The organism is Streptomyces longispororuber (assembly GCF_014656095.1).
Lineage (GTDB): Bacteria > Actinomycetota > Actinomycetes > Streptomycetales > Streptomycetaceae > Streptomyces > Streptomyces longispororuber.
In genome coordinates this window covers 65,394-87,395 of sequence record NZ_BNBT01000016.1, presented here as the reverse complement: position 1 = coordinate 87,395, position 22,002 = coordinate 65,394, and the positions used below count along the sequence as shown (strand labels likewise).

Genomic DNA, 22,002 nt, shown 5'->3' with positions numbered 1-22,002 from the left:
ACCCGGAAGCTAAGCCTTACAGCGCCGATGGTACTGCAGGGGGGACCCTGTGGGAGAGTAGGACGCCGCCGAACTAAGATTGAGAAAAGCCGTGTTCCCGGAGTCGAAAAGACTCCGGGAATACGGCTTTTTTGTTTGTCGCGTCAGGTACCCCACCCGCACTGACGCCCGACAACTGGCGGTAGGGTCAGGGGGCATCATTCGCTCGTTCCCCACAGGAGGCCCCCGGGTGGAGGTCCAGGAGACGCGTGTCCAGACGGACCGGGTCCTCACCATCCCCAACATCCTCAGCATGGCGCGTCTCGTCGGCGTGCCGCTCTTCCTGTGGTTGATCCTCAGGCCCGAGTTCGGGGGCCCGAAGAGTGACGGCTGGGCACTGCTCGTCCTGGCGCTGAGCGGCGTCAGCGACTACCTCGACGGCAAGCTCGCGCGCCGGTGGAACCAGATCAGCAGCCTCGGCCGCATCCTCGACCCCGCGGCGGACCGGCTCTACATTCTGTCGACGCTGGTCGGCCTGACCTGGCGAGAGATTCTGCCGCTGTGGCTGACCGCCGTACTCCTCCTGCGCGAGCTGGTCCTGCTCGTGATGGTCGGGATCCTCCGGCGGCACGGCTATCCCCCGCCCCAGGTGAACTTCCTCGGGAAGGCCGCCACCTTCAACCTTATGTACGCCTTTCCGTTGCTGCTCCTCAGTGACGGAAGTGGCTGGATCCATACACTCGCTGCTATTTTCGGATGGGCGTTCGCCGGATGGGGTACAACCCTGTATTGGTGGGCAGGAGTCCTCTATGTGGTTCAGGTCCGCCGGCTTGTCAAGGCGGACACCATGGCCGATTGAGCCTCGCCCCTGCGTCAGCCGTAGCGGTTTGCGGGCCCGGAACAGTAGGGAACGGGCCAAATCCGGTGGGCTCGGTCGGCTCGATCGTCATCTATCGAGGAGGACGCTACCGACATGAAGGCCGTCGTGATGGCCGGGGGAGAGGGCACACGCCTGCGCCCCATGACCTCGAGCATGCCCAAGCCGCTCCTGCCGGTCGCCAACCGGCCGATCATGGAGCACGTGCTGCGCCTGCTGAAAAGGCATGGGCTCACCGAGACCGTAGTGACCGTCCAGTTCCTGGCGTCTCTCGTCAAGAACTACTTCGGCGACGGTGAAGAGCTCGGAATGGAGCTCACCTATGCCAATGAGGAGAAGCCACTCGGCACCGCCGGCAGCGTGAAGAACGCCGAGGAGGCGCTGAAGGACGACGCCTTCCTGGTCATCTCCGGTGACGCTCTGACCGACTTCGACCTCACCGAGCTGATCAACTTCCACAAGGAGAAGGGCGCACTCGTCACCGTCTGCCTGACGCGCGTCCCCAATCCGCTGGAATTCGGTATCACCATCGTCGACGAAGAAGGCAAGGTCGAGCGCTTCCTGGAGAAGCCGACCTGGGGCCAGGTCTTCTCCGACACGGTGAACACCGGTATCTACGTCATGGAGCCCGAGGTCTTCGACTACGTCGACCCCGATGTGCCGGTCGACTGGTCCGGGGACGTCTTCCCGCAGCTCATGAAGGAAGGCAAGCCGATCTACGGCTATGTCGCCGAGGGCTACTGGGAGGACGTCGGCACCCACGAGAGCTATGTCAAGGCACAGGCCGACGTCCTCGAAGGCAAGGTCGACGTCGAACTCGACGGTTTCGAGATCTCGCCCGGCGTATGGGTCGCCGAAGGCGCCGAGGTGCACCCGGACGCCGTGCTGCGCGGGCCGCTCTACATCGGTGACTACGCGAAGGTCGAGGCCGACGCGGAAATCCGTGAGCACACCGTCGTGGGCTCGAACGTGGTGGTCAAGAGCGGGGCCTTCCTGCACAAGACCGTGGTGCACGACAACGTGTACATCGGACAGCACAGCAATCTCCGCGGCTGTGTCGTCGGCAAGAACACGGACATCATGCGGGCGGCGCGGATTGAGGACGGCGCCGTCATCGGCGACGAATGCCTCATCGGTGAGGAATCGATCGTCCAGGGAAACGTACGGGTCTACCCGTTCAAGACGGTCGAAGCCGGCGCCTTCGTCAACACCTCCGTCATCTGGGAGTCCCGCGGCCAGGCGCACCTCTTCGGCGCGCGCGGGGTCTCCGGCATCCTGAACGTGGAGATCACCCCGGAGCTCGCGGTACGCCTCGCCGGCGCCTATGCCACGACCCTGAAGAAGGGTTCGACGGTCACCACCGCGCGTGACCACTCCCGTGGCGCCCGGGCGCTCAAGCGGGCCGTGATCTCCGCGCTGCAGGCCAGCGCCATCGACGTACGGGACCTGGAGAACGTGCCGCTGCCGGTGGCCCGGCAGCAGACGGCACGGGGCAGCGCCGGCGGCATCATGATCCGTACGACGCCCGGGGTGCCGGACTCCGTCGACATCATGTTCTTCGACGGGCAGGGAGCGGACCTTTCGCAGGCCAGCCAGCGCAAGCTCGACCGGGTGTACGCGCGCCAGGAGTACCGGCGCGCCTTCCCCGGAGAGATCGGTGACCTGCACTTCCCGTCCAGCGTCTTCGACTCGTACACCGGGTCGCTGCTGCGGAACGTCGACACGTCCGGCATCGCCGAGTCCGGGCTGAAGGTCGTCGTCGACGCGTCGAACGGCAGCGCCGGGCTCGTGCTGCCCAGCCTGCTCGGCAAGCTCGGAGTCGACGCGCTGACGATCAACCCGGGCCTCGACGAGTCGCGGCCCACCGAGTCCGCCGACGCCCGCAGAGCGGGGCTGATGCGGCTCGGCGAGATCGTGGCCTCGGCCCGCGCGGCCTTCGGCGTGCGCTTCGACCCCGTGGGCGAGCGGCTCTCCCTGGTGGACGAGAAGGGCCGCATCGTCGAGGACGACCGGGCGCTGCTGGTCATGCTCGACCTGGTGGCGGCCGAGCGGCGCAGCGGTCGCGTGGCGCTGCCCGTGACGACGACGCGGATCGCCGAGCAGGTCGCCGCGTACCACGGCACGCAGGTCGACTGGACGACCACGTCGCCGGACGACCTGACCCGGGTCGGACGCGGCGACTCGACGATCTTCGGCGGCGACGGGCGCGGCGGCTTCATCGTGCCGGAGTTCAGCAGCGTCTTCGACGGCACGGCCGCGTTCGTACGGCTCATCGGGCTCGTGGCGCGCACGCAGCTCACGCTCAGCCAGATCGACGCCCGGATCCCGCGCGCCCACGTGCAGCGCAGGGACCTCGCCACGCCGTGGGCCGTCAAGGGCCTCGTCATGCGCAGCGTCGTGGAGGCCGCGGGCGACCGGTCCGTGGACACCACCGACGGCGTACGGGTCGTGGAGGCGGACGGGCGCTGGGTGCTGGTGCTTCCCGACCCGGCGGAAGCGGTCACCCACCTGTGGGCCGAGGGTCCCGACGAGGCCTCGGCGCAGGCACTGCTCGACGAATGGGCGGCGGTCGTGGACAGCGCCGGCCGCTGAGCGCGCATATGTGCCGGACAGCACCCGTAAGTGGTGCTGTCCGGCACATCCGTGTGGGGCCATTCGGAGGTAGCGCCCGCGACGTGCGACGATGTGCGGCATGCCGCAGCAGCCCCCCGTTCGGAGCACCGTCCCGCGCGCCTCGCGCCCGGACGCTTCCATGTCGCTGCTCACCACCGTCATGGACCACAGCCTGGACGAGGGGTACGCGGAAGCCGCCGCACGCAAGAAGGAATCCGGCACGACCGGGGTGCCCAAGACCCTCCGGGCGAAGCTCGGGCTCGCGCTCGGCCTGGTGCTCGCCGCGCTCGTCGTGACCGTCGGTGCGGCCCAGGCGCGCATAGCGGCCCCCGTCCTCGCCAAGGAGCGCGCCGAACTGATCGACCGGGTCGAGGCGGCGACCACCGACGCGGACGACCTCGAGGACGAGGTCGACGACCTGCGCAACGACGTCAACGCCCGGCAGCGGGCCGCGCTGCGCGAACACGGCGGCGGCAAGGCCGATTTGGTCTCCCTGCTGTCCGGCGCGACGCCGGTGCGCGGTCCCGGTGTCCGGCTCGTCGTCAACGACAAGAAGGAAGCCGATCAGGGCGGCGGCGGACCCCGGGACAACGGCGGCTTCTCCGACACCGGCCGGGTGCGTGACCGGGACATGCAGCGCGTCGTCAACGGCCTGTGGCAGTCCGGTGCCGAGGCCATCGCCATCAACGACCAGCGGCTGACGGCACTGTCGGCCATCAGGGCGGCCGGTGACGCGATACTGGTCGACAACAAGCCGCTGGTGCCGCCGTATACGGTGCTCGCGGTGGGCGACGGACAGCAGTTGAGCACCAGGTTCCAGAACAGCCCCGACGGCCAGTATCTGCATGCTCTCCAGGAGAACTTCGGTATCCGCACCAGCATCTCCGTGGCGGACGACCTCCGGTTGCCGGCCGCGCCCAGTGTGACCGTACGAACAGCAGAGCCGAAGGCAGGGAAGAGCGCATCGTGATCGCCGTACTGGGCCTCGTCGTGGGAGTCGTGGCCGGATTGTTGGTCCGGCCCGAGGTACCCGCGGTGGTCGAGCCGTATCTTCCGATCGCCGTGGTGGCAGCGCTCGACGCGGTGTTCGGCGGTCTGCGGGCGATGCTCGACGGGATCTTCGACGACAAGGTCTTCGTGGTGTCGTTCCTGTCGAACGTGGTGGTGGCCGCGCTCATCGTCTTCCTCGGGGACAAGCTGGGCGTGGGCGCCCAGCTCTCGACGGGGGTCGTCGTGGTCCTCGGCATCCGCATCTTCTCCAACGCCGCGGCCATCCGCCGGCACGTCTTCCGGGCGTGAGGCCGATGAGCTCGCTCAGCCCCCGGAACGGCGACGACACGCCCGGCGACGGCCCCCGCAAGGCACTGCCCCCGGAGATCCCGGTGCCGCCCCGCGGGGCCGGTGACGAGGCCGGGGACGCGCGGACCGGGCCGGCGCCGCTGACCGGCCGCCAGCGGCTCGTGAAGGGACTGTGGCCGCCGCGTCTCACCCGCGCGCAACTCATCGTGGCGCTGCTGCTGTTCGTGCTCGGCCTGGGTCTGGCGATCCAGGTGCGGTCCACCAACGACAGCAGTGACGCGCTGCGCGGCGCGCGACAAGAAGATCTTGTGCGCATCCTCGATGAACTGGATGACCGTACTCAGCGTCTGGAAGATGAGAAGCGGCGACTCGAGGAACAGCGCACCGGCCTCGAGAGCAGCTCGGACCAGGCCGAGGAGGCCCGCAAGCAGACCGCCGAGAGGGAACGGCAACTCGGCGTCCTGGCGGGCACCGTGGCCGCCCAGGGGCCCGGCATCACGCTGACGATCGACGACAAGAAGGGGACGGTGGAGGCCAACATGCTGCTCGACGCCATCCAGGAGCTGCGCGCCGCGGGCGCCGAGGCCATCCAGGTCAACGACGTACGGGTGGTGGCCGGCACCCATCTCTCGGACGCGGCGGGCGGCGGTGTGCGCGTGGACGGCCGTAAGGTCGCCGAGCCCTACCGTTTCAAGGTCATCGGCAAGCCCCAGGACCTGGAGCCCGCGCTCAACATCCCCGGCGGTGTGGTGCAGACTCTGGAGAAGGAGCAGGCCACGGTCACTGTCGCACGTACGGAGAAGATCGTCGTGGATGCCTTGCGACCGGCGAAGCGGCCTGACTACGCTCGGTCGTCCTCCCAGTGAGGCGGGGTCGCATGGGGGCCGGCGGTCCCGGGCATGAGGTTGCGGGGGGTCGGCGCACGCGGGACGCGGTGCGTGGTGGAAACTGTTTGGCGGCTCCGGACGTTGTGAGGATGTCGGTGTCGCCCATGTACGCCGGTGTGTGCAATCAGGGTTCGTCCTGCCCCACGGGCGGGTCTGTTTCGGTCAAGGGGAATCGCCCGTGAAGTTGTTTGCGAAGTTGTTCGGCAAGAGTACGCGTGACGACGCCCGCCACCGCGCGGCGCGTAAGGGAGACGTGCCCGAGACCCAGGTGGGCGAGCGCCCGCTGTTCCGGGACCAGGTGGGTGGTCCGGGTGGAGACATTTCGGGCGGACAGGGCGCGTCGTCTGTTGACCCTGCCAGTTCCGGCCGCATAGGTTTCGGGGATCCGTCAACCTCAGGTACGGGTGGAGGGTTTACCCAGGACCCGTACGCGTCCCATGCCCCGTCGGGGCAGCCGCGGCAGGAGGATCCGTCCATGTCGGCCCTGGTGTGTCAGAGGTGCGGCAACCGCAACGCGCAGGCCAGCCGGTTCTGCTCCAACTGCGGTGCGCCGCTGCGGCCCGGGGCGGTGAGCGAGCGTCCGTCCGAGACCACGTCGACGATCTCCATCTCCGGCCTGGAGGCCTACGACGCCGAGACCACGGGTCAGACGCCGTCCCCGGCGCTGTCGCCCGAGGCCCAGGCCGCCGTGGACGCGCTGCCGCTCGGCTCGGCGCTGCTCGTGGTCCGGCGCGGGCCGAACTCGGGCAGCCGCTTCCTGCTGGACGGCGACCTGACGACGGCGGGGCGCCACCCGCAGAGCGACATCTTCCTGGACGACGTGACCGTGTCGCGCCGCCACGTGGAGTTCCGTCGCGCCGCGGACGGCAGCTTCACCGTCGCCGACGTCGGCAGCCTCAACGGCACGTACGTGAACCGGGAGCGGATCGACTCCGTCGCCCTGTCCAACGGCGACGAGGTCCAGATCGGCAAGTACCGACTGGTCTTCTACGCGAGCCAGCGGGGCATCTGAACCACCCCCAGGAAGGCCCATGCTGCACACACCGAGGGGCGGTGCCGGGAGCGGCACCGCCGCTGCGGACGACCGGCTGATGAGCATCGGCGCGGTGCTGAACGTGTTGCGTGACGAGTTCCCCGAGGTCACCATCTCCAAGATCAGGTTCTTGGAGTCGGAGGGCCTCGTGGAACCGCAGCGCACCCCGTCCGGGTACCGCAAGTTCAGCCCCGAGGACGTCGAACGCCTGGCGTATGTGCTGCGGGTGCAGCGCGACCACTACCTCCCGCTGAAGGTCATCCGCGAGCAGCTCGACGCGATGGAGCGGGGGGAGCAGGTCACGCTGCCCTCGGTGGGGCAGCAGCGGGACGGGAGCGACGACGCCCCGCCCGGTGAGCACGAGGAGCGCACCGCCGCCCGAGTGGGGCGGGACGCCCTCCTCGCCGCCGTCGAGGCCGAGGAGGGCCAACTGGCGGAGTGGGAGGCGTACGGCCTGATCGCGCCGCTGCCGGACGGCAGCTACGACGCCGATGCCGTGACCGTGGCCGCGCTCGTCGTCGAGCTCGGACGGTTCGGCATCGAGCCACGGCATCTGCGGGCCATGAAGGCCGCGGCGGAGCGGGACGCAGCCCTCGTCGACCAGATCGTGGCGCCCCTGCGCCGGCACCGCAATCCGCAGACCAGGGCCCATGCGGAAGCACGTACGAAAGAGCTCGCGGGGCTCACGGGCAGGCTGCACACGGCGCTCGTGCACAGTGCCCTGGGTGTGCGGCCGCGCTGACTCGGCGGGTGCCCGACTACCCAAACCTGCCGGGCACGTCCTAGGGTTGCTGTGTGAACGAGCTCGACGTCGTAGGTGTCCGGGTCGAAATGCCCTCCAACCAGCCGATCGTGCTCCTGCGTGAAGTGGGAGGCGACCGGTACCTCCCCATCTGGATCGGACCAGGGGAGGCGACCGCCATCGCCTTCGCACAGCAGGGCATGGCCCCCGCGCGGCCGCTGACGCACGACCTTTTCAAGGACGTGCTGGAGGCCGTGGGTCAGGAGCTCACCGAAGTGCGCATCACCGACCTGCGGGAAGGCGTGTTCTACGCCGAGCTGGTCTTCGCCAGCGGGGTCGAGGTGAGCGCCCGTCCCTCGGACGCCATAGCGCTGGCGCTGCGCACCGGGACGCCGATCTACGGCAGTGACGGGGTGCTGGACGACGCGGGCATCGCCATCCCGGACGAGCAGGAGGACGAGGTGGAGAAGTTCCGCGAGTTCCTCGACCAGATCTCGCCCGAGGACTTCGGTACCAGCAGCCAGTGACAGCCGGGCGTCGTGAGCGGCCGCCGAGAGGCCCGCTCCGGAGCATTCGGCTAGCCTTTCCCCGCGGCAGGGGACGCGAAACCACTCGCAGGGTGATTATCACTCGGCGTGGCGAGTGTGGCGATCGTTGACGAGCCCCTGGCGACTGCCTACCGTCGATGAGGCAGGTCAAGGACGGAGGTCGGCGTGAGAAGCAGCGGCGACGGTACAGCGGTGGGCGGTTCGTATCCGCTGCACGGCGGCTCGGCCGAACCCCCTTCGAGGCGCCCGGTGGCGCTCCACGGTAATGGCAGCCCGTCCGCACCGGAAGACCGGACGCAGCAGCCCGAGCGGGATCGCATCGGTTACCGCGGCCCCACGGCGTGCGCGGCGGCGGGCATCACGTACCGGCAACTCGACTACTGGGCGCGCACCGGGCTCGTGGAGCCCAGCGTGCGCGCGGCGGGCGGCTCCGGGACGCAGCGGCTCTACAGCTTCCGCGATGTCGTCGTGCTGAAGATCGTGAAGCGCTTCCTGGACACCGGCGTCTCGCTGCAGAACATCCGCACCACCGTGCAGCACCTGCGGGACAGCGGCTTCCAGGACCTGGAGCGCACGACGCTGATGAGCGACGGCGCGACGGTGTACGAGTGCACGTCGCCCAGCGAGGTGCACGAGCTGCTCCAAGGTGGCCAGGGTGTCTTCGGGATCGCCGTGGGCGTCGTGTGGCGGGACGTCGAGGCCGCGCTGTCCCAGTTGCACGGGGAACGGGTCGACACGGGGGAGACGCTGGTCGGACACCACCCGGGCGACGAGCTGGCGCGGCGGCGGAACCGGGCCGTATGAGGGCCTGAGGGCCGCGTGCGGGCCTAGGGTCGGCCGGCGCCGGGTTGGTGCGAGGGCGGGTCCGCGCGGCGCGCAGGGGGCCGTGTGCGCCCTCGTGGTGCGCTGGTCCGCGCTGTCGGCGGGGTTCCTCGGTGATGCCTGGGCTGAGAGCCATGGGCCCTTTGCTGCCTGTGTGCCGACTGATGCCTGTGTTCCGACTGATGCCCGTGTGCCGACGGTGCTTCGGCCGTGCCCGGTCGTGCACTGTCAGCCGGTGGGCCTGGTCCAGGGCATTGTCAGTGGCGTAGGGCAGCATCAGAGGTGTGAGAACCGCGCCGACGATCCTGCATCTCGACATGGATGCCTTCTACGCGTCAGCCGAGCAGGCCGCGAAGCCGAGCCTGCGCGGCAAGGCCGTCGTGGTCGGCGGGCTGGGGCCGCGCGGGGTCGTGGCGACGGCGTCCTACGAGGCCAGGCGGTTCGGGGTGCACTCGGCCATGCCGATGGGGCAGGCGCGCCGGCTGGCGCCGAACGCGGCGTACCTCGTACCGCGTTTCGGGCTGTACCGGGAGATCAGCGAGCAGGTCATGGGGCTGCTGCGGGAACTGTCGCCGCTCGTGGAGCCGCTCAGCCTCGACGAGGCGTTCGTGGATCTGGAGGCCGGTGGAGTCGCCGATGACGCGGCCACGGCCCGGGCCGTGGGGGAGCGGCTGCGGGCGGACATCCGGCGGGTGACGGGGCTGACGGGGTCCGTGGGGCTCGCCGCGTCCAAGATGCTCGCGAAGATCGCCTCCGAGGAGGCCAAGCCCGACGGGCTCAGGCTGATAGAGCCGGGTACGGAGCGGGAGCTGCTCGGGCCGATGTCGGTGCGGGTGCTGCCCGGCGTGGGCCCGGCGACGGGGGACCACCTGCGGCGTGCGGGGATCACCACGGTGGGGGAGCTGGCGGAGGCCGGGCAGGACGAGCTGGTGCGGCTCCTGGGCAGGGCCCACGGCGAGGGGCTGTACGCGATGGCGCTGGCGCGGGACGAGCGGGCCGTGGTGGCCGAGCGGGACACCAAGTCCGTCAGCGTCGAGGACACGTACGACGTGGACATCCACGACCGGGTGCGGGTGCGCCTTGAGGTGGCGCGGCTCGCCGACCGGTGTGTGCAGCGGCTGCGGGCGGCCGGGCACTCCGGCCGGACCATCGTCCTCAAGGTGCGGCGCTTCGACTTCTCGACGCTGACCCGCTCCGAGACGCTCCGGGGGCCCACGGACGACCCGGCGGTGGTGCGGGAGGCGGCGGCCCGGCTCCTGGAGTCGGTGGACACGACGGGCGGGGTGCGGCTGCTCGGCGTCGGCGTGAGCGGGCTCGCGGACTTCACGCAGGAGGACTTGTTCGCGCAGGCCCAGGCGCAGGCCGAGGCGGATGCGCTGGTGGAGGCCGAGGAGGGGTCGGTGGCCTCGCCTGCTGAGCTCGACGAGGGGGTCGGAGCTGGAGGAGGGGCCGCGGGCGCGGGTGGTGCTGGGGCCGATGCGTCGGCTGAGGCGGGGGGAGCGAGACCTGCGACGCACCAGGTGGCGGTGCTCGCGACGGCCGTTGCGGGGGCCGGGGAGCCGGTGGCGCCTGCCGAGCGGCGGTGGCCCGCGGGTCACGACGTACGACATGCCGTGTACGGGCCCGGGTGGGTGCAGGGGAGCGGCCTGGGGCGGGTGACGGTGCGGTTCGAGACACCGGAGTCGCCCCCGGGCCGGGTGCGCACCTTCCGCACGGACGACCCCGAACTGGAGCCTTCGGACCCGCTGCCGCTGGTGGCGGTGGCCGGGGCGGTCGGTGGGGGAGCGGCGACTGGGGCGGTGGATGAGGCGGGGGTGTGGGGCGACCGGGGTGTAGGGGGCATTGCTGGTGCGGGCCAGGAAGGGGGCGCAGAGGGTGTGGTTGGGGGTGAGGGGCGGGCGCTTTCGGTTGAGGGCGGTGGTTAGGGCTGGGGCGTGGGGGGTGGCCGGGTCGGCTGGTGGGGGAGGGCTGTGGCTGGGTGTCCAGGGCCGGGGTGCCGACCGGGACGGCGGGTGGTGGTTGAGCAGTGGTCGGGGGCCAGAGCAGCCAGAGCAGCCAGAGCTGCGAATGCTTTCGTGTGGCGGGGGGTGTGGAGGTGTGCGTGGGAGTAGGGCGTGGCTGCGGCGGGGATGGGTAGGTGCTTTCGGTTGGGTGCCGTGCCTTGGTTTCCACGGTGTCGGGGGCGACCAGATCGCTCAGCAAGGGGCCAGCGGGCGTGCAATGGAGGGCGGCCGGAGTGTGTGTGCACGTCCGCGTACGACCGGCGCTGGCGGGGTCGACAGTGCCAGAGGGGGGGGCACAGGCACGAGGAGGACTGGCCGGGGTGAGGGCAGTGGCGAGCGCGGCAGGAGTGGTGAGGCGTGGGGGGTGCGGCGGGCGCGAGGTAAAGCGGCGGGGCCTGCTAGTGCTGAGTGCACGTTCGCGTGCGGCTGGGGAAGAGGCGTGAGGGGCCGAGGCGGGATGGACTGGCGCGGGGGTCAGGGGTGCACCAGGAGGTGCAAGGAAGACCGGCAGGGCAAGGAGGGGCGCCGGTCGCTCGGAGGCCCAGCAGGGGCGGGAGACAGTGAGCTCGGGAGGACCGGCAGAGGTCGCGTCGGCAGGAGTGACGTGGGCGCGAGGCGGGTGCACCGGGAGGTGTGGCCCGGTAGGCACGGCAAGGTGGGCACCGGCAGGCACGGACGGAGACGACCGGCAGGCGCGGCGGACACCGGAAGGCCTGGTGGGCACCGGCAGCGGTGGTGACGGCAGGTGTGGCAAGGCCCGGCGGGCGTAGCGAAGCCCGGCAGCCCCTAGGGAGGACAGGCAGACCGGCACCCCCGGGGAGCACCTGCAGAGGCTGTCCGTCGGACGAGGGCAGGGGCTGGTCGGGCGAGGGCCCAGCCAGGCGGGCCGGGCCGGTCCAGCCGGACGAAGCCGGTCGGACGAGGCCAGTCGGGCGAGGGCCCAGCCAAGCGGGGCCCGGCAGGTTCAGGCGGATCAGGCGCTCAGGTGCTGCTGTCCTCGGTGGTGGAGCCGAAGTCGTGGTCGGGGAAAGGCGGGGCGGGGGCCACGTCCAGGCCGTAGTGGCGGTAGAGCTGGAGTTCCTGCTCCGGGGAGAGGTGGCGGCCGACGCCGAAGTCCGGGGCGTCCCTGATCAGGGCGCGGTCGAAGGGGACGCGGAGGGTGCCGTCCTTGACCAGCTCGCTGGCCTCCAGCGGGACGAACGCGTCCCGGCTGAACAGGCCGGTGCGTATGGCGGCCCACTCCGGGGCGCCGGTCGCGTCGTCGAGGTAGATCTCGTCGACCGTGCCGATCCTGTTGCCGTCGCGGTCGAACGCCTTGCGGCCGATCAGATTGCGGGGATCGATATCTGTCTGCACGTTCCCTCCCATTGCTCAGCCGGGCTGACCGGTTTTCGCTCGTCGGAGGTTGATGTCACTTGTCGGTGCTTAGCCGTGCTTAGCAGTGCTTGTCAGTGCTTAGTAGCGATTAGTAGCCCTTACCCATGCTTAGCGGTACTTCACAGTGCTTGGTGCTGCTAAGCGCTGTTTGGTAGTGCCTACGGTGTTTACCGTTGGTTACCAGTGCTTGTCCGTGCTGTCGTATCACGTCGTCATCACTACGAAAGAGCACTTCGGGGCGGGCGGCCACTCGAGGGATCGGGTGTGGACCTCGCTGGTAGGCTGGCAAGCGGCTGTTGACCCCGTGCGGGAGAGCTCTTCGGTGGCAGCACCGGGGAGCGCCGAAGGAGCAACTCCTCCCCGGAATCTCTCAGGCCCCTGTACCGCACGGATGAGGCCACTCTGGAAAGCAGGGCGGGCGTCGGGCGGGCACGTTCGAATCCCTTCCTCACCGACGGTGCAAGCAGGGCCGCCCTGGGCGGGCCTGTGAAGCTCTCAGGTTGAGATGACAGAGGGGGAGGCCGTACGGGTACCCGCGCCGTGGTACCCCTCGCAGGTCGTGCCAGACCAGGAGGCCTCCGCCATGACCGCCACTCCTCGCACCCCGCTTTCGCAACTCGAACAGGGCATCCCCTTCGAGCAGCGGCACATCGGCCCCGACGCCGAGGCGCGTGCCAAGATGCTCGCCCAGGTCGGGTACGGCTCCCTCGACGAGCTCACCGCGGCCGCCGTGCCGGATGTGATCAAGAACGCCGAGGATCTTCAGCTTCCCGGCGCCCGCTCCGAGGCCGAGGTGCTGGCCGAGCTGCGTGCGCTGGCGGACCGCAACCAGGTCCTCGACCCGATGATCGGGCTCGGCTACTACGGGACGTTCACGCCGCCGGTCATCCTGCGGAACGTGATGGAGAACCCGTCCTGGTACACGGCGTACACGCCCTACCAGCCGGAGATCTCGCAGGGCCGTCTGGAGGCGCTGCTCAACTTCCAGACCGTCGTCGCCGACCTGACCGGCCTGCCCACCTCGGGCGCCTCCCTGCTGGACGAGGGCACCGCGGCCGCCGAGGCCATGGCGCTGTCGCGCCGCGTCGGCAAGGTCAAGAACGGCGTGTTCGTCGTCGACGCCGACGCGCTGCCGCAGACCGTCGCCGTGATCCGGACCCGGGCCGAACCCACTGGTGTCGAGGTCGTCGTCGCGGACCTGACCGACGGCCTGCCCGCGGAGCTCGACGGGCGTGAGATCAACGGTGTGCTGATCCAGTACCCGGGCGCCTCCGGTGCCGTCCGCGACATCAAGCCGGTCATCGAGCAGGCCCACGAGCGCGGCGCGATCGTCACCGTCGCCGCCGACCTGCTCGCGCTCACGCTGCTCACCTCGCCCGGTGAGCTCGGCGCCGACATCGCCGTCGGCACGACGCAGCGCTTCGGCGTGCCCATGGGCTTCGGCGGGCCGCACGCCGGCTACATGGCGGTGCACGAGAAGTTCGCCCGCAACCTGCCCGGTCGCCTCGTCGGCGTCTCCGTCGACGCCGACGGCAACAAGGCCTACCGTCTGGCGCTGCAGACCCGTGAGCAGCACATCCGCCGCGAGAAGGCGACCAGCAACATCTGTACCGCGCAGGTGCTGCTCGCCGTCATGGCCGGGATGTACGCCGTCTACCACGGCCCCGAGGGCCTGCGGGCCATCGCGCGCCGCACCCACCGGTACGCCACGCTGCTCGCCGCGGGTCTGACGGCCGGCGGGGTCGAGATCGTGCACGGCGCGTACTTCGACACGCTGACCGCGCGGGTGCCCGGCAAGGCCGCCGACGTGGTGGCGGCGGCGCGCGAGCGCGGGGTCAACATCCACCAGGTCGACGCCGACCACGTGTCGTTCGCCTGTGACGAGACCACCACGCGCGCGCAGCTCGCCGCGCTGTGGTCGGCGTTCGGCGTCGAGGCCGACGTCGAGGCGCTGGACGCCGGGACCGAGGACGCGCTGCCCGCGGAACTGCTGCGCTCGGACGAGTACCTGACCCACCCGGTCTTCCACCAGTACCGCTCCGAGACCTCGATGCTGCGCTACCTGCGCCGGCTCGCCGACCGCGACTACGCGCTCGACCGCGGCATGATCCCGCTGGGTTCCTGCACGATGAAGCTCAACGCGACCACGGAGATGGAAGCCGTCACCTGGCCGGAGTTCGGGCAACTGCACCCCTTCGCGCCCGCCCAGCAGGCGCAGGGCTACCTGACCCTCATCCGCGAGCTGGAGGAACGTCTCGCCGAGGTCACCGGCTACGACAAGGTCTCGCTCCAGCCGAACGCCGGTTCCCAGGGCGAGCTGGCCGGTCTGCTCGCGGTGCGCGGCTACCACCGGGCCAACGGCGACGAGCAGCGCACCGTCTGCCTGATCCCGTCGTCCGCGCACGGCACCAACGCCGCGAGCGCCGTGATGGCCGGGATGAAGGTCGTCGTCGTGAAGACCGCCGACGACGGTGAGATCGACGTCGAGGACCTGCGGGCGAAGATAGAGCAGCACCGCGACCAGCTCGCCGTGCTCATGATCACCTACCCGTCCACGCACGGCGTGTTCGAGGAGCACGTCGCCGACATCTGCGCGGCCGTGCACGACGCGGGTGGCCAGGTGTACGTCGACGGCGCCAACCTCAACGCGCTGGTGGGGCTCGCCAAGCCGGGCCACTTCGGCGGCGACGTCTCGCACCTGAACCTGCACAAGACCTTCTGCATCCCGCACGGCGGCGGCGGCCCCGGCGTCGGCCCGGTCGCCGTGCGGGAGCACCTCGCGCCGTACCTGCCCAACCACCCGCTGCAGCCCGCCGCGGGACCCAAGACCGGCGTCGGCCCGGTCTCCGCCGCGCCGTGGGGCTCGGCCGGGATCCTGCCGATCTCCTGGGCGTACGTCCGGCTCATGGGCGGCGAGGGCCTCAAGCGGGCCACGCAGGTGGCGGTCCTGTCGGCGAACTACATCGCCAAGCGCCTGGAGCCGCACTACCCGGTGCTCTACACCGGTCCCGGCGGGCTCGTCGCGCACGAGTGCATCATCGACCTGCGGCCGCTGAGCAAGGCCACGGGCGTCAGCGTCGACGACATCGCCAAGCGCCTCATCGACTACGGCTTCCACGCGCCGACCATGTCCTTCCCGGTCGCCGGCACGCTGATGATCGAGCCGACGGAGAGCGAGGACCTGGTCGAGCTGGACCGCTTCTGCGAGGCGATGATCGCCATCCGCGGGGAGATCGAGAAGGTCGCGAGCGGCGAGTGGGCCGCGGAGGACAACCCGCTGCGGAACGCGCCGCACACCGCGGCCGCGCTCGGTGGTGACTGGGAGCACGGCTACAGCCGTGCCGAGGCCGTCTTCCCGGCCGGGGTGTCCGCGGCGGACAAGTACTGGCCGCCGGTGCGCCGCATCGACCAGGCGTACGGCGACCGCAACCTGGTCTGCTCCTGCCCGCCGCTGGACGCGTACGAGGACTGAGGACGCCTCGCCGGGGCCACGGGAATCCGCCGGGGCCGGGGCGTCGGCCGTCGGTGAGGGGCGCCTGCCGGGTCCGGGGTGACGGTGGCCGGGCGGGGCGCGCACAAGTCAGGGCCGGTTCGGAGACTTCGGGAGAAGTGCTCCGGGCCGGCCCTTTCGGGTTTCGCAGCGGTCCGGTGAGGTGCCGGTTCGGTGCGAAGGCGCTGTTCCGTCGGTCGTGTGCTCGTGCCGACGGCTCAGGCGGCCGTCATCACCTGGCTCGTGCCCAGCGGCCGGTGCGGCGCGATGATCTCGCCGTTCGGCAGCAGCTCACCGGTGTCCTCGAAGAGCAGGACGCCGTTGCACAGCAGACTCCAGCCCTGCTCCGGGTGGTGCGCCACGAGCGACGCGGCCTCCCGGTCGGCGGATTCGGCTGTCGGGCAGGGTGGCTGGTGCTGGCACATGGGAGGGTTCTTTCGCTGCGAAGTGGTGGTGGTCGCGTCCGTGCTACGGCTTGATGTGGTGGTCATGCCGCCCCCGTTCCCCCGTTGGTCGAGTCGGTCCCGTCCAGTGTTGCCCCACGGGCGTGATTCCGCAGGGATTTTGCGGCACCGGTTTCCTACTGCTTAAGGACGTATCACCCGCGCGGACGGTTCAGTCCAACTCCCCTGTCCCTTCGGGTGGTTCGGCGTGGCCGAAGTGGGCTAGTCCGGATGGGCATTCCGGGCAGCACCGTGCCCCGCGGCCGGGGGCGGCGGGGCACGTGGGCGGGCGGGTGCGGGTGGTCAGGCGGGTGAGGTGAGCAGCGGGGCCGGGGTCAGGCGGTGGGTGAGTACCGGCAGCAGGTCGGTGGCGCGGTGCGGGCGGTGGGCGGCGATGCCGGGGGGCGCGGGGGCGAGCGGCACCAGCACGTCCGCGGGGTCGAGCGGGCCGCTCGCGCCGTCCGTCGTGCAGTCGGCGTGCAGCCACAGGGTGAGCATGTAGAGCTCCGGCACCGACAGGAGCCGCGGCTGGTAGGCCTGCGGCAGGGCCTCGGCGTGCAGCAGCGCCCGCTCGGTGGAGGTGATGTACGGGCCTTCGCAGAAGTGCGAGAACGCCCAGCCGTCCGGCGTGAGCATCGTGTCCGCCGCCGCCACCGCGCGCTCGCCGGAGCGGATCAGGAACCGCCACCCGGTGAGCTTCGTGGCCGCGGCGGGCGCCGCCGTGTGGACCAACTCGTGGAGCGGAAGCGGGGTTTCGGGGCGGGCGGGGCCCTGGGCGGCACGCAGGGACGGGGTGCGGGCCTCACGGACGGCGGTGGGGGAACCGAGGGCCGTGAGGACGCTGCGCAGAGCTGGGGCGGGAGCCGGGGGGACATGCAGCGGCATGGTGGGTCGCCTCTCATTCGACAGGCACGGCGGGGCGGGGGCAGGTGCGGACAGCGCTGTCTGCTCGGGGTCAGAGGGGGCGGGGGCAGGGGACCCGGGGGGCGGGGGACCGCGAGCGCCAACTCTCTGCCTCAACCAGGGAGTTTATACGACAAGTGTTCAGGAAGAGTTTCCGCTAGCCGTTCCCCATATGCCGGTCAAGGCTTCATCCGGTCGCGCTTATGGGAGATTTCTCCTGATTCGCAAACCGTTCCGGACGATTGACCTCGGGGTTTCTCGCCGGTGCGGTCGGCCGGTTCTCGTCGGTATTTTTGACCACAACCGGAGGCATTGAATCTGCACAGTGCGGCATGCCCGGCGAATGTGCCGCGCGTCACCTTTCCGTAGCCTACCGGGCGGGCGGCTCCGCCGGGGCGTTATGGATCACAACGGCGGGGCATCATCCCCCGTACACAGCGGCCGGGCTGTGTGCTGCCCAGGCGAGGAGGGACGCTCCGATGGGGGAGAAGGTCGAGGCGGGGTCGTACGACCTGTCCGATCGCCAGTTGTACCGGATCAAGCACCAGCAGTGTCTCGACGCGCTCGGGCGGATGCTCGACGAGCGGCGCTTCGACCGGCCCAAGAATCTGCTGGGCCTCGAGATAGAGCTGAATCTGACGGGACCCGACGGCACCCCGAGAATGATGAATGCAGAAGTTCTCGAGCGTATCGCGAGCCGCGATTTCCAGACCGAACTCGGAATGTTCAACCTGGAAGTGAACATCGCCCCGCACCGTCTCGGCGGCCGTGTTCTCGACCAGCTCGCCGAGGAGCTGCGCACGGGTCTCTCCTATGCCCACAGGAAAGCGGCCGAGGTGGACGCGGGCATCGTGATGATCGGTATTCTGCCGACCTTGAGCCGGGCCGACCTGGTGTCCGCGAACCTCTCCGACGACGACCGCTACGCCCTGCTCAACGACCAGATGGTGGCGGCCCGCGGGGAGCACTTCGCGCTCGACATCGAGGGCGTGGAGCGGCTGCGGTGTTCGTCGGCGTCCATCGCTCCCGAGGCGGCGTGCACGTCGGTCCAGCTCCACCTCCAGGTCACACCGGGGAAGTTCGCCGACGTCTGGAACGCCGCGGAGGCGATCGCGGCCGCGCAGGTGGCGGTGGGCGCCAACGCGCCGTTCCTGTTCGGGCGCGAGCTGTGGCGGGAGTCGCGGCCGCCGCTGTTCCTGCAGTCCACGGACACGCGGCCGCCCGAGCTCCAGGCGCAGGGGGTGCGGCCCCGCAGTTGGTTCGGCGAGCGCTGGATCACCAGCGCGTACGACCTGTTCGAGGAGAACCTGCGGTACTTCCCCGCGCTGATCCCGCTGTGCGAGGACGAGGACCCGCAGCGCGTGCTCGACGAGGGTGGGGTGCCGCGGCTGGCCGAACTGACGCTGCTCAACGGTACGGTGTACCGCTGGAACCGGCCGGTGTACGGCATCGCCGACGGCGTGCCGCACCTGCGCGTGGAGAACCGCGTCCTGCCCGCGGGCCCCACCGTCACCGACGTCATCGCCAACGCCGCCTTCTACTACGGCCTGGTGCGCGCGCTGGCCGAGGAGACGCGGCCGGTGTGGACCCGGCTGCCCTTCGAGGTGGCGGCCCGGAACTTCGACACCGCCTGCCGCTACGGCATCGACGCCCGCCTGGAGTGGCCGCGGCGCGGCCGGCACGGCGGGCTCGCGGAGGTGGCGGCCGTCGACCTGGTGCGCGACGAGCTGCTGCCGCTGGCCGCGGCCGGACTCGACGCCTGGGGCGTGGAGCCCGCCGACCGCGACCTGTACCTGGGCGTGATCGACGAGCGGTGCAGGCGGCGCGTGAACGGCGCGTCCTGGCAGGCGGCGACGTACCACCGGGCACTGGAGCGCGGCCTGGAGCGCGAGGCGGCGCTCGCCGCCACCACGCGCCGGTACAGCGCGTTGATGCACGCCGGGGAGCCGGTGCACACCTGGCCGGTGGGGCTGCCGGAACCGGCGTTGCGTGTGTGAGGGTGTGCCGTACGTGGGGCTGCCGGAACCGGCGCTGCGTGTGTGACGGCGCCCCGTACGTGAAGGCGTACGGCACGGACCGCGGGGCGCGGGACCACATCCCGGGCGTGTGCGTGACGGCGTGAGCGCGGGTCGGCCGACTGCCCGCCGGAGGCATCGGGCAAGCTGTGACGACCCAGGTGCGCCCGCCGCCCCGGGACGACGGCGGCGCGGGCGGCACGCGAGCGACGAGGCGGAACACGCCAGTGGAGGCAGCAGTGCGAGCGGAGCCGGGGCCGACGGCCGGTGTCCTTCCCGAGACGAGGCTCTCGCGACGGTTCCTCGGCCACGAGACGCTGCTGGTGCTCGCGCTGTCGCTGGGTGCGAGCGGGGTGTCGTCGTTGATCAGCTTCATCGGGTCGGTCACCAGGCCGGGCGGCCTGGACGAACAGGCCGCCCGGATGAACACCTCGGCGGCGCCGGGGCGGCCCTGGCTCGACCTGGCGTGGCAGCTCTTCGGCATCGCGACCGCGCTGGTGCCCGTCGTGCTGGTCGCGCACTTCCTGCTGCGCGAGGGCTCGGGGCTGCGGGCCGTCGGCTTCGACCGGACGCGGCCGTGGCCGGACCTCGGCCGCGGGGCCGCGGTCGCCGCCGTCATCGGGTCGACGGGCATCGCCTTCTACCTGGCGGCCCGCGGCCTCGGCTTCAACCTCACGGTGGTCCCGGAGAACCTCCCGGACGTGTGGTGGAAGTACCCGGTGCTCGTCCTGTCGGCGCTGCAGAACGCGGTCCTTGAGGAAGTGCTCGTCGTCGGCTATCTGCTGCGCAGGCTCGGCCAGCTCGGGTGGACGCCGACGGCCGCGCTGGCGGCGAGCTCGGTGCTGCGCGGGTCGTACCACCTGTACCAGGGCATCGGCGGGTTCATCGGGAACATGGCGATGGGCGTGGTGTTCGTGCTGCTCTACCGGCGCTGGGGCCGGGTCGGGCCGCTGGTGGTGGCCCACTCGCTGCTCGACATCGGCGCCTTCGTGGGCTACGGGCTGCTCGCGGGCAAGGTCGGGTGGCTGCCCACCGCGTGACGCGGGGAAGCCGCTGCGGCGGGGGCCGCACGTGCCGGGGCAGGGGGAGCCGCTGCGATGGGGGCCGCTCGTGCCGGCGCGGGGGAAGCCGCTGCGGCGGGGGCCGTGCGCGGGTCAGGCCAGCAGGTCCCCCTCGATGACGGTGACCGCGCGGCCCGTCAGCAGGGTGCGGTCGCCGCGCAGGCCGGTGCGGACCAGGCCGGAGCGGGCCGAGGCCTGGAGGCCGGTGAGGTCGGCGCGGCCCAGGCGTTCGGACCAGAACGGCGCGAGGGCGGTGTGCGCGCTGCCCGTGACCGGGTCCTCGTCGATGCCGACGCGCGGGAAGAAGCCGCGCGAGACGAAGTCGTACCCGCGCGCGGGGTCCTCCGCCCGGGCCGTCGCGATGATGCCGCGCTCCGACTGCGCGACCAGGGCCTTGTGGTCCGGCGTGAGCGCGCGCACGGTCCGCTCGTCGGCCAGCTCGACCAGCAGGTCGCCGAGGTGCGGCCCGGTGTCGTACGCCGACAGCGGCTCGGCGCCCAGGGCCTCGGCCACGCCGTCCGGGACGGCGGCGGGGGTGAGCGGCGCCGTCGGGAAGTCGAGCGTGACGGAGCCGTCCGGGTGGGCGGTGGCGGTGAGCACCCCGGACCGGGTGGCGAACCGCACCGGACCGGCCGCGGCGCCGGTGGAGCGCAGGACGTGCGCGGTGGCCAGCGTGGCGTGGCCGCACAGGTCGACCTCGGTGGCGGGCGTGAACCAGCGCAGTGCCCAGTCGGCCGTGCCGCCCGCGGGCAGCGGGTGGGCGAAGGCGGTCTCCGCATGGTTCACCTCGGCGGCCACCCGCTGGAGCCAGTCGTCGTCCGGGAACGCGTCGAGGAGCAGCACTCCGGCCGGGTTCCCGGTGAAGGGGCGCTCGGCGAAGGCGTCGACGACACGGATGCGTGTCCGTGGGGATGTGGTCATGAGGACGACCCTAGGGAGCCACCAGGGCGTCTTGCCAAGGCCAATCCGGCATGACTGGCCTTAGTTGGTGAGGTCGCCTGGCTCGGTGGCTTCTTTTTCGCTGCTTGGCGGCTCAGGCCTTGTCGTACGTACTGTTCCGATATATCGTTGAGGCATCGCGACTGATCAACGATGTCACTGCCGGCGGTGGCGCTGCTCGACGGCGGCGCCGCACGGCACGGCGAGTCGGTGGTCGGCGATGTGACCGACGCGGTTCCTGGCGGCGAAGCCGCCGATCAGGGGCGTGGTCACCGATCAGGCGCCGCGACCGTTCGCGGCGACACCATGGAACGAGGAAAGGACTGACCGACATGCGTTCCCACGGTTATGAACACGGTTACGAGCACGAGCACAGGCGGGGCCGCGGCCGCGGACCCCACGGACCCGGGCCCGAGGGCCGGGGCGGCTTCGAGGGGCGGCGTGCGGCGTTCGGCCCCTTCGGGCCCGGCTTCGGCGGCCCCGGCCCCTGGGGCGGGCGCGGCGGCGGGCGCGGTCCGCGCGGCCGGGCCCGGCGCGGCGACGTCCGCGCGTCCATCCTGGCGCTGCTCAAGGACCGGCCGATGCACGGCTACGAGATGATCCAGGAGATCGCCGAGCGCAGCGGCGGGGCGTGGAAGCCCAGCCCCGGCTCCGTCTACCCGACCCTCCAGCTCCTGGAGGACGAGGGTCTGATCGCCAGCGCGAGCGAGGGCGGCAAGAAGCTCTTCTCGCTCACCGACTCCGGCCGCGCGGCGGCGGACGAGGGGCCCGAGGCGCCCTGGGAGGACTCCGGGCGAGGCGCCGACTGGGAGGCCCTCAGCGAGATCCGGCAGGCCGGCTTCGGCCTGATGGAGGCGTTCGGCCAGGTCTGGAAGACCGGCTCCAAGGAGCAGCGCGACAAGGCGCTGACCGTCATCAACGACGCCCGCAAGAAGCTGTACCTGATCCTCGCCGATGAGGACTGAGGTGCC

18 protein-coding genes, 1 rRNA gene and 1 riboswitch are annotated in these 22,002 nt (G+C 71.1%); of the genes, 15 read left to right on the top strand and 4 right to left on the bottom strand.

Annotated features, from left to right (window positions below; genetic code table 11):
* The 11 genes from rrf to IE330_RS08400 form a co-directional block, all read left to right on the top strand.
* A 5S ribosomal RNA gene (rrf, locus tag IE330_RS40140) occupies window positions 1-74 on the top strand; the annotation flags it as partial.
* A gap of 155 nt (window positions 75-229) precedes the next feature.
* Entirely contained in the window at window positions 230-838 is a 609-nt protein-coding gene (clsA, locus tag IE330_RS08445; protein WP_190135247.1) for a cardiolipin synthase ClsA, read from the top strand.
* A gap of 114 nt (window positions 839-952) precedes the next feature.
* Complete coding sequence (locus IE330_RS08440; RefSeq protein WP_190135246.1) at window positions 953-3,448, top strand: mannose-1-phosphate guanyltransferase; 2,496 nt, start codon at window positions 953-955, stop codon at window positions 3,446-3,448.
* A gap of 91 nt (window positions 3,449-3,539) precedes the next feature.
* Window positions 3,540-4,439 (top strand): DUF881 domain-containing protein, encoded by a 900-nt coding sequence (locus IE330_RS08435; protein ID WP_190135245.1) that lies wholly within the window; start codon window positions 3,540-3,542, stop codon window positions 4,437-4,439.
* Window positions 4,436-4,768: a small basic family protein gene (locus IE330_RS08430; protein ID WP_003988855.1), complete on the top strand. Its 333-nt coding sequence runs from the start codon at window positions 4,436-4,438 to the stop codon at window positions 4,766-4,768. Before IE330_RS08435 ends, IE330_RS08430 begins: the two co-directional genes overlap by 4 nt.
* Before the next feature lie 5 nt (window positions 4,769-4,773).
* Window positions 4,774-5,634, top strand: a complete 861-nt coding sequence (locus IE330_RS08425; protein WP_190135244.1) for a DUF881 domain-containing protein — start codon at window positions 4,774-4,776, stop codon at window positions 5,632-5,634.
* Between the two features lie 82 nt (window positions 5,635-5,716).
* On the top strand, window positions 5,717-6,667 hold the full coding sequence (locus IE330_RS08420) for an FHA domain-containing protein (protein ID WP_190135257.1): 951 nt from the start codon (window positions 5,717-5,719) through the stop codon (window positions 6,665-6,667).
* Window positions 6,668-6,686: 19 nt separating this feature from the next.
* Complete coding sequence (gene ftsR / locus IE330_RS08415) at window positions 6,687-7,430, top strand: transcriptional regulator FtsR (RefSeq protein WP_190135243.1); 744 nt, start codon at window positions 6,687-6,689, stop codon at window positions 7,428-7,430.
* Between the two features lie 53 nt (window positions 7,431-7,483).
* Entirely contained in the window at window positions 7,484-7,957 is a 474-nt protein-coding gene (locus IE330_RS08410) for a bifunctional nuclease family protein (protein ID WP_004002801.1), read from the top strand.
* Window positions 7,958-8,143: 186 nt separating this feature from the next.
* Window positions 8,144-8,782, top strand: a complete 639-nt coding sequence (locus IE330_RS08405; protein ID WP_190135242.1) for a MerR family transcriptional regulator — start codon at window positions 8,144-8,146, stop codon at window positions 8,780-8,782.
* A gap of 302 nt (window positions 8,783-9,084) precedes the next feature.
* Complete coding sequence (locus tag IE330_RS08400) at window positions 9,085-10,725, top strand: DNA polymerase IV (RefSeq protein WP_190135241.1); 1,641 nt, start codon at window positions 9,085-9,087, stop codon at window positions 10,723-10,725.
* 1,059 nt (window positions 10,726-11,784) lie between these two features.
* On the opposite strand, the gene IE330_RS08395 is transcribed toward IE330_RS08400, so the two are convergent.
* Window positions 11,785-12,159 (bottom strand): PRC-barrel domain-containing protein, encoded by a 375-nt coding sequence (locus IE330_RS08395; RefSeq protein ID WP_190135240.1) that lies wholly within the window; start codon window positions 12,157-12,159, stop codon window positions 11,785-11,787.
* A gap of 318 nt (window positions 12,160-12,477) precedes the next feature.
* A riboswitch (glycine riboswitch) is annotated at window positions 12,478-12,576 on the top strand.
* 187 nt (window positions 12,577-12,763) lie between these two features.
* On the opposite strand from IE330_RS08395, the gene gcvP reads away from it, so the two are divergent.
* Window positions 12,764-15,652 carry an aminomethyl-transferring glycine dehydrogenase gene (gene gcvP / locus IE330_RS08390; RefSeq protein WP_190135239.1) on the top strand — a complete coding sequence of 963 codons (2,889 nt, stop codon included), beginning with the start codon at window positions 12,764-12,766 and terminating at the stop codon, window positions 15,650-15,652.
* A gap of 236 nt (window positions 15,653-15,888) precedes the next feature.
* On the opposite strand, the gene IE330_RS08385 is transcribed toward gcvP, so the two are convergent.
* Both IE330_RS08385 and IE330_RS08380 read right to left on the bottom strand, forming a co-directional pair.
* Window positions 15,889-16,095, bottom strand: coding sequence for a DUF5999 family protein (locus IE330_RS08385; protein ID WP_190135238.1), 207 nt, complete (start codon window positions 16,093-16,095; stop codon window positions 15,889-15,891).
* Window positions 16,096-16,416: 321 nt separating this feature from the next.
* Window positions 16,417-16,998, bottom strand: a complete 582-nt coding sequence (locus tag IE330_RS08380) for a hypothetical protein (protein ID WP_190135237.1) — start codon at window positions 16,996-16,998, stop codon at window positions 16,417-16,419.
* Window positions 16,999-17,495: 497 nt separating this feature from the next.
* Here IE330_RS08380 and IE330_RS08375 point away from each other — a divergent pair, with 497 nt between their 5' ends.
* Together IE330_RS08375 and IE330_RS08370 are read left to right on the top strand one after the other, a co-directional pair.
* A complete protein-coding gene (locus IE330_RS08375; protein ID WP_190135236.1) occupies window positions 17,496-19,013 on the top strand; it encodes a glutamate-cysteine ligase family protein in 1,518 nt (505 codons plus the stop codon).
* A gap of 257 nt (window positions 19,014-19,270) precedes the next feature.
* Window positions 19,271-20,071 carry a CPBP family intramembrane glutamic endopeptidase gene (locus IE330_RS08370; protein WP_190135235.1) on the top strand — a complete coding sequence of 267 codons (801 nt, stop codon included), beginning with the start codon at window positions 19,271-19,273 and terminating at the stop codon, window positions 20,069-20,071.
* Window positions 20,072-20,185: 114 nt separating this feature from the next.
* On the opposite strand, the gene IE330_RS08365 is transcribed toward IE330_RS08370, so the two are convergent.
* Complete coding sequence (locus IE330_RS08365) at window positions 20,186-21,013, bottom strand: PhzF family phenazine biosynthesis protein (protein ID WP_190135234.1); 828 nt, start codon at window positions 21,011-21,013, stop codon at window positions 20,186-20,188.
* Window positions 21,014-21,363: 350 nt separating this feature from the next.
* On the opposite strand from IE330_RS08365, the gene IE330_RS08360 reads away from it, so the two are divergent.
* On the top strand, window positions 21,364-21,996 hold the full coding sequence (locus tag IE330_RS08360) for a PadR family transcriptional regulator (RefSeq protein WP_190135233.1): 633 nt from the start codon (window positions 21,364-21,366) through the stop codon (window positions 21,994-21,996).
* Window positions 21,997-22,002: the final 6 nt, after the last annotated feature.

Coding starts and splice junctions, on each gene's coding strand:
- IE330_RS08440 (WP_190135246.1), top strand. CDS start 953: ATGAAGGCCGTCGTGATGGCCGGGGGAGAGGGCACACGCCTGCGCCCC.
- IE330_RS08435 (WP_190135245.1), top strand. CDS start 3,540: ATGTGCGGCATGCCGCAGCAGCCCCCCGTTCGGAGCACCGTCCCGCGC.
- IE330_RS08425 (WP_190135244.1), top strand. CDS start 4,774: ATGAGCTCGCTCAGCCCCCGGAACGGCGACGACACGCCCGGCGACGGC.
- ftsR (WP_190135243.1), top strand. CDS start 6,687: ATGCTGCACACACCGAGGGGCGGTGCCGGGAGCGGCACCGCCGCTGCG.
- gcvP (WP_190135239.1), top strand. CDS start 12,764: ATGACCGCCACTCCTCGCACCCCGCTTTCGCAACTCGAACAGGGCATC.
- IE330_RS08385 (WP_190135238.1), bottom strand. CDS start 16,095: ATGTGCCAGCACCAGCCACCCTGCCCGACAGCCGAATCCGCCGACCGG.
- IE330_RS08380 (WP_190135237.1), bottom strand. CDS start 16,998: ATGCCGCTGCATGTCCCCCCGGCTCCCGCCCCAGCTCTGCGCAGCGTC.
- IE330_RS08375 (WP_190135236.1), top strand. CDS start 17,496: ATGGGGGAGAAGGTCGAGGCGGGGTCGTACGACCTGTCCGATCGCCAG.
- IE330_RS08365 (WP_190135234.1), bottom strand. CDS start 21,013: ATGACCACATCCCCACGGACACGCATCCGTGTCGTCGACGCCTTCGCC.
- IE330_RS08360 (WP_190135233.1), top strand. CDS start 21,364: ATGCGTTCCCACGGTTATGAACACGGTTACGAGCACGAGCACAGGCGG.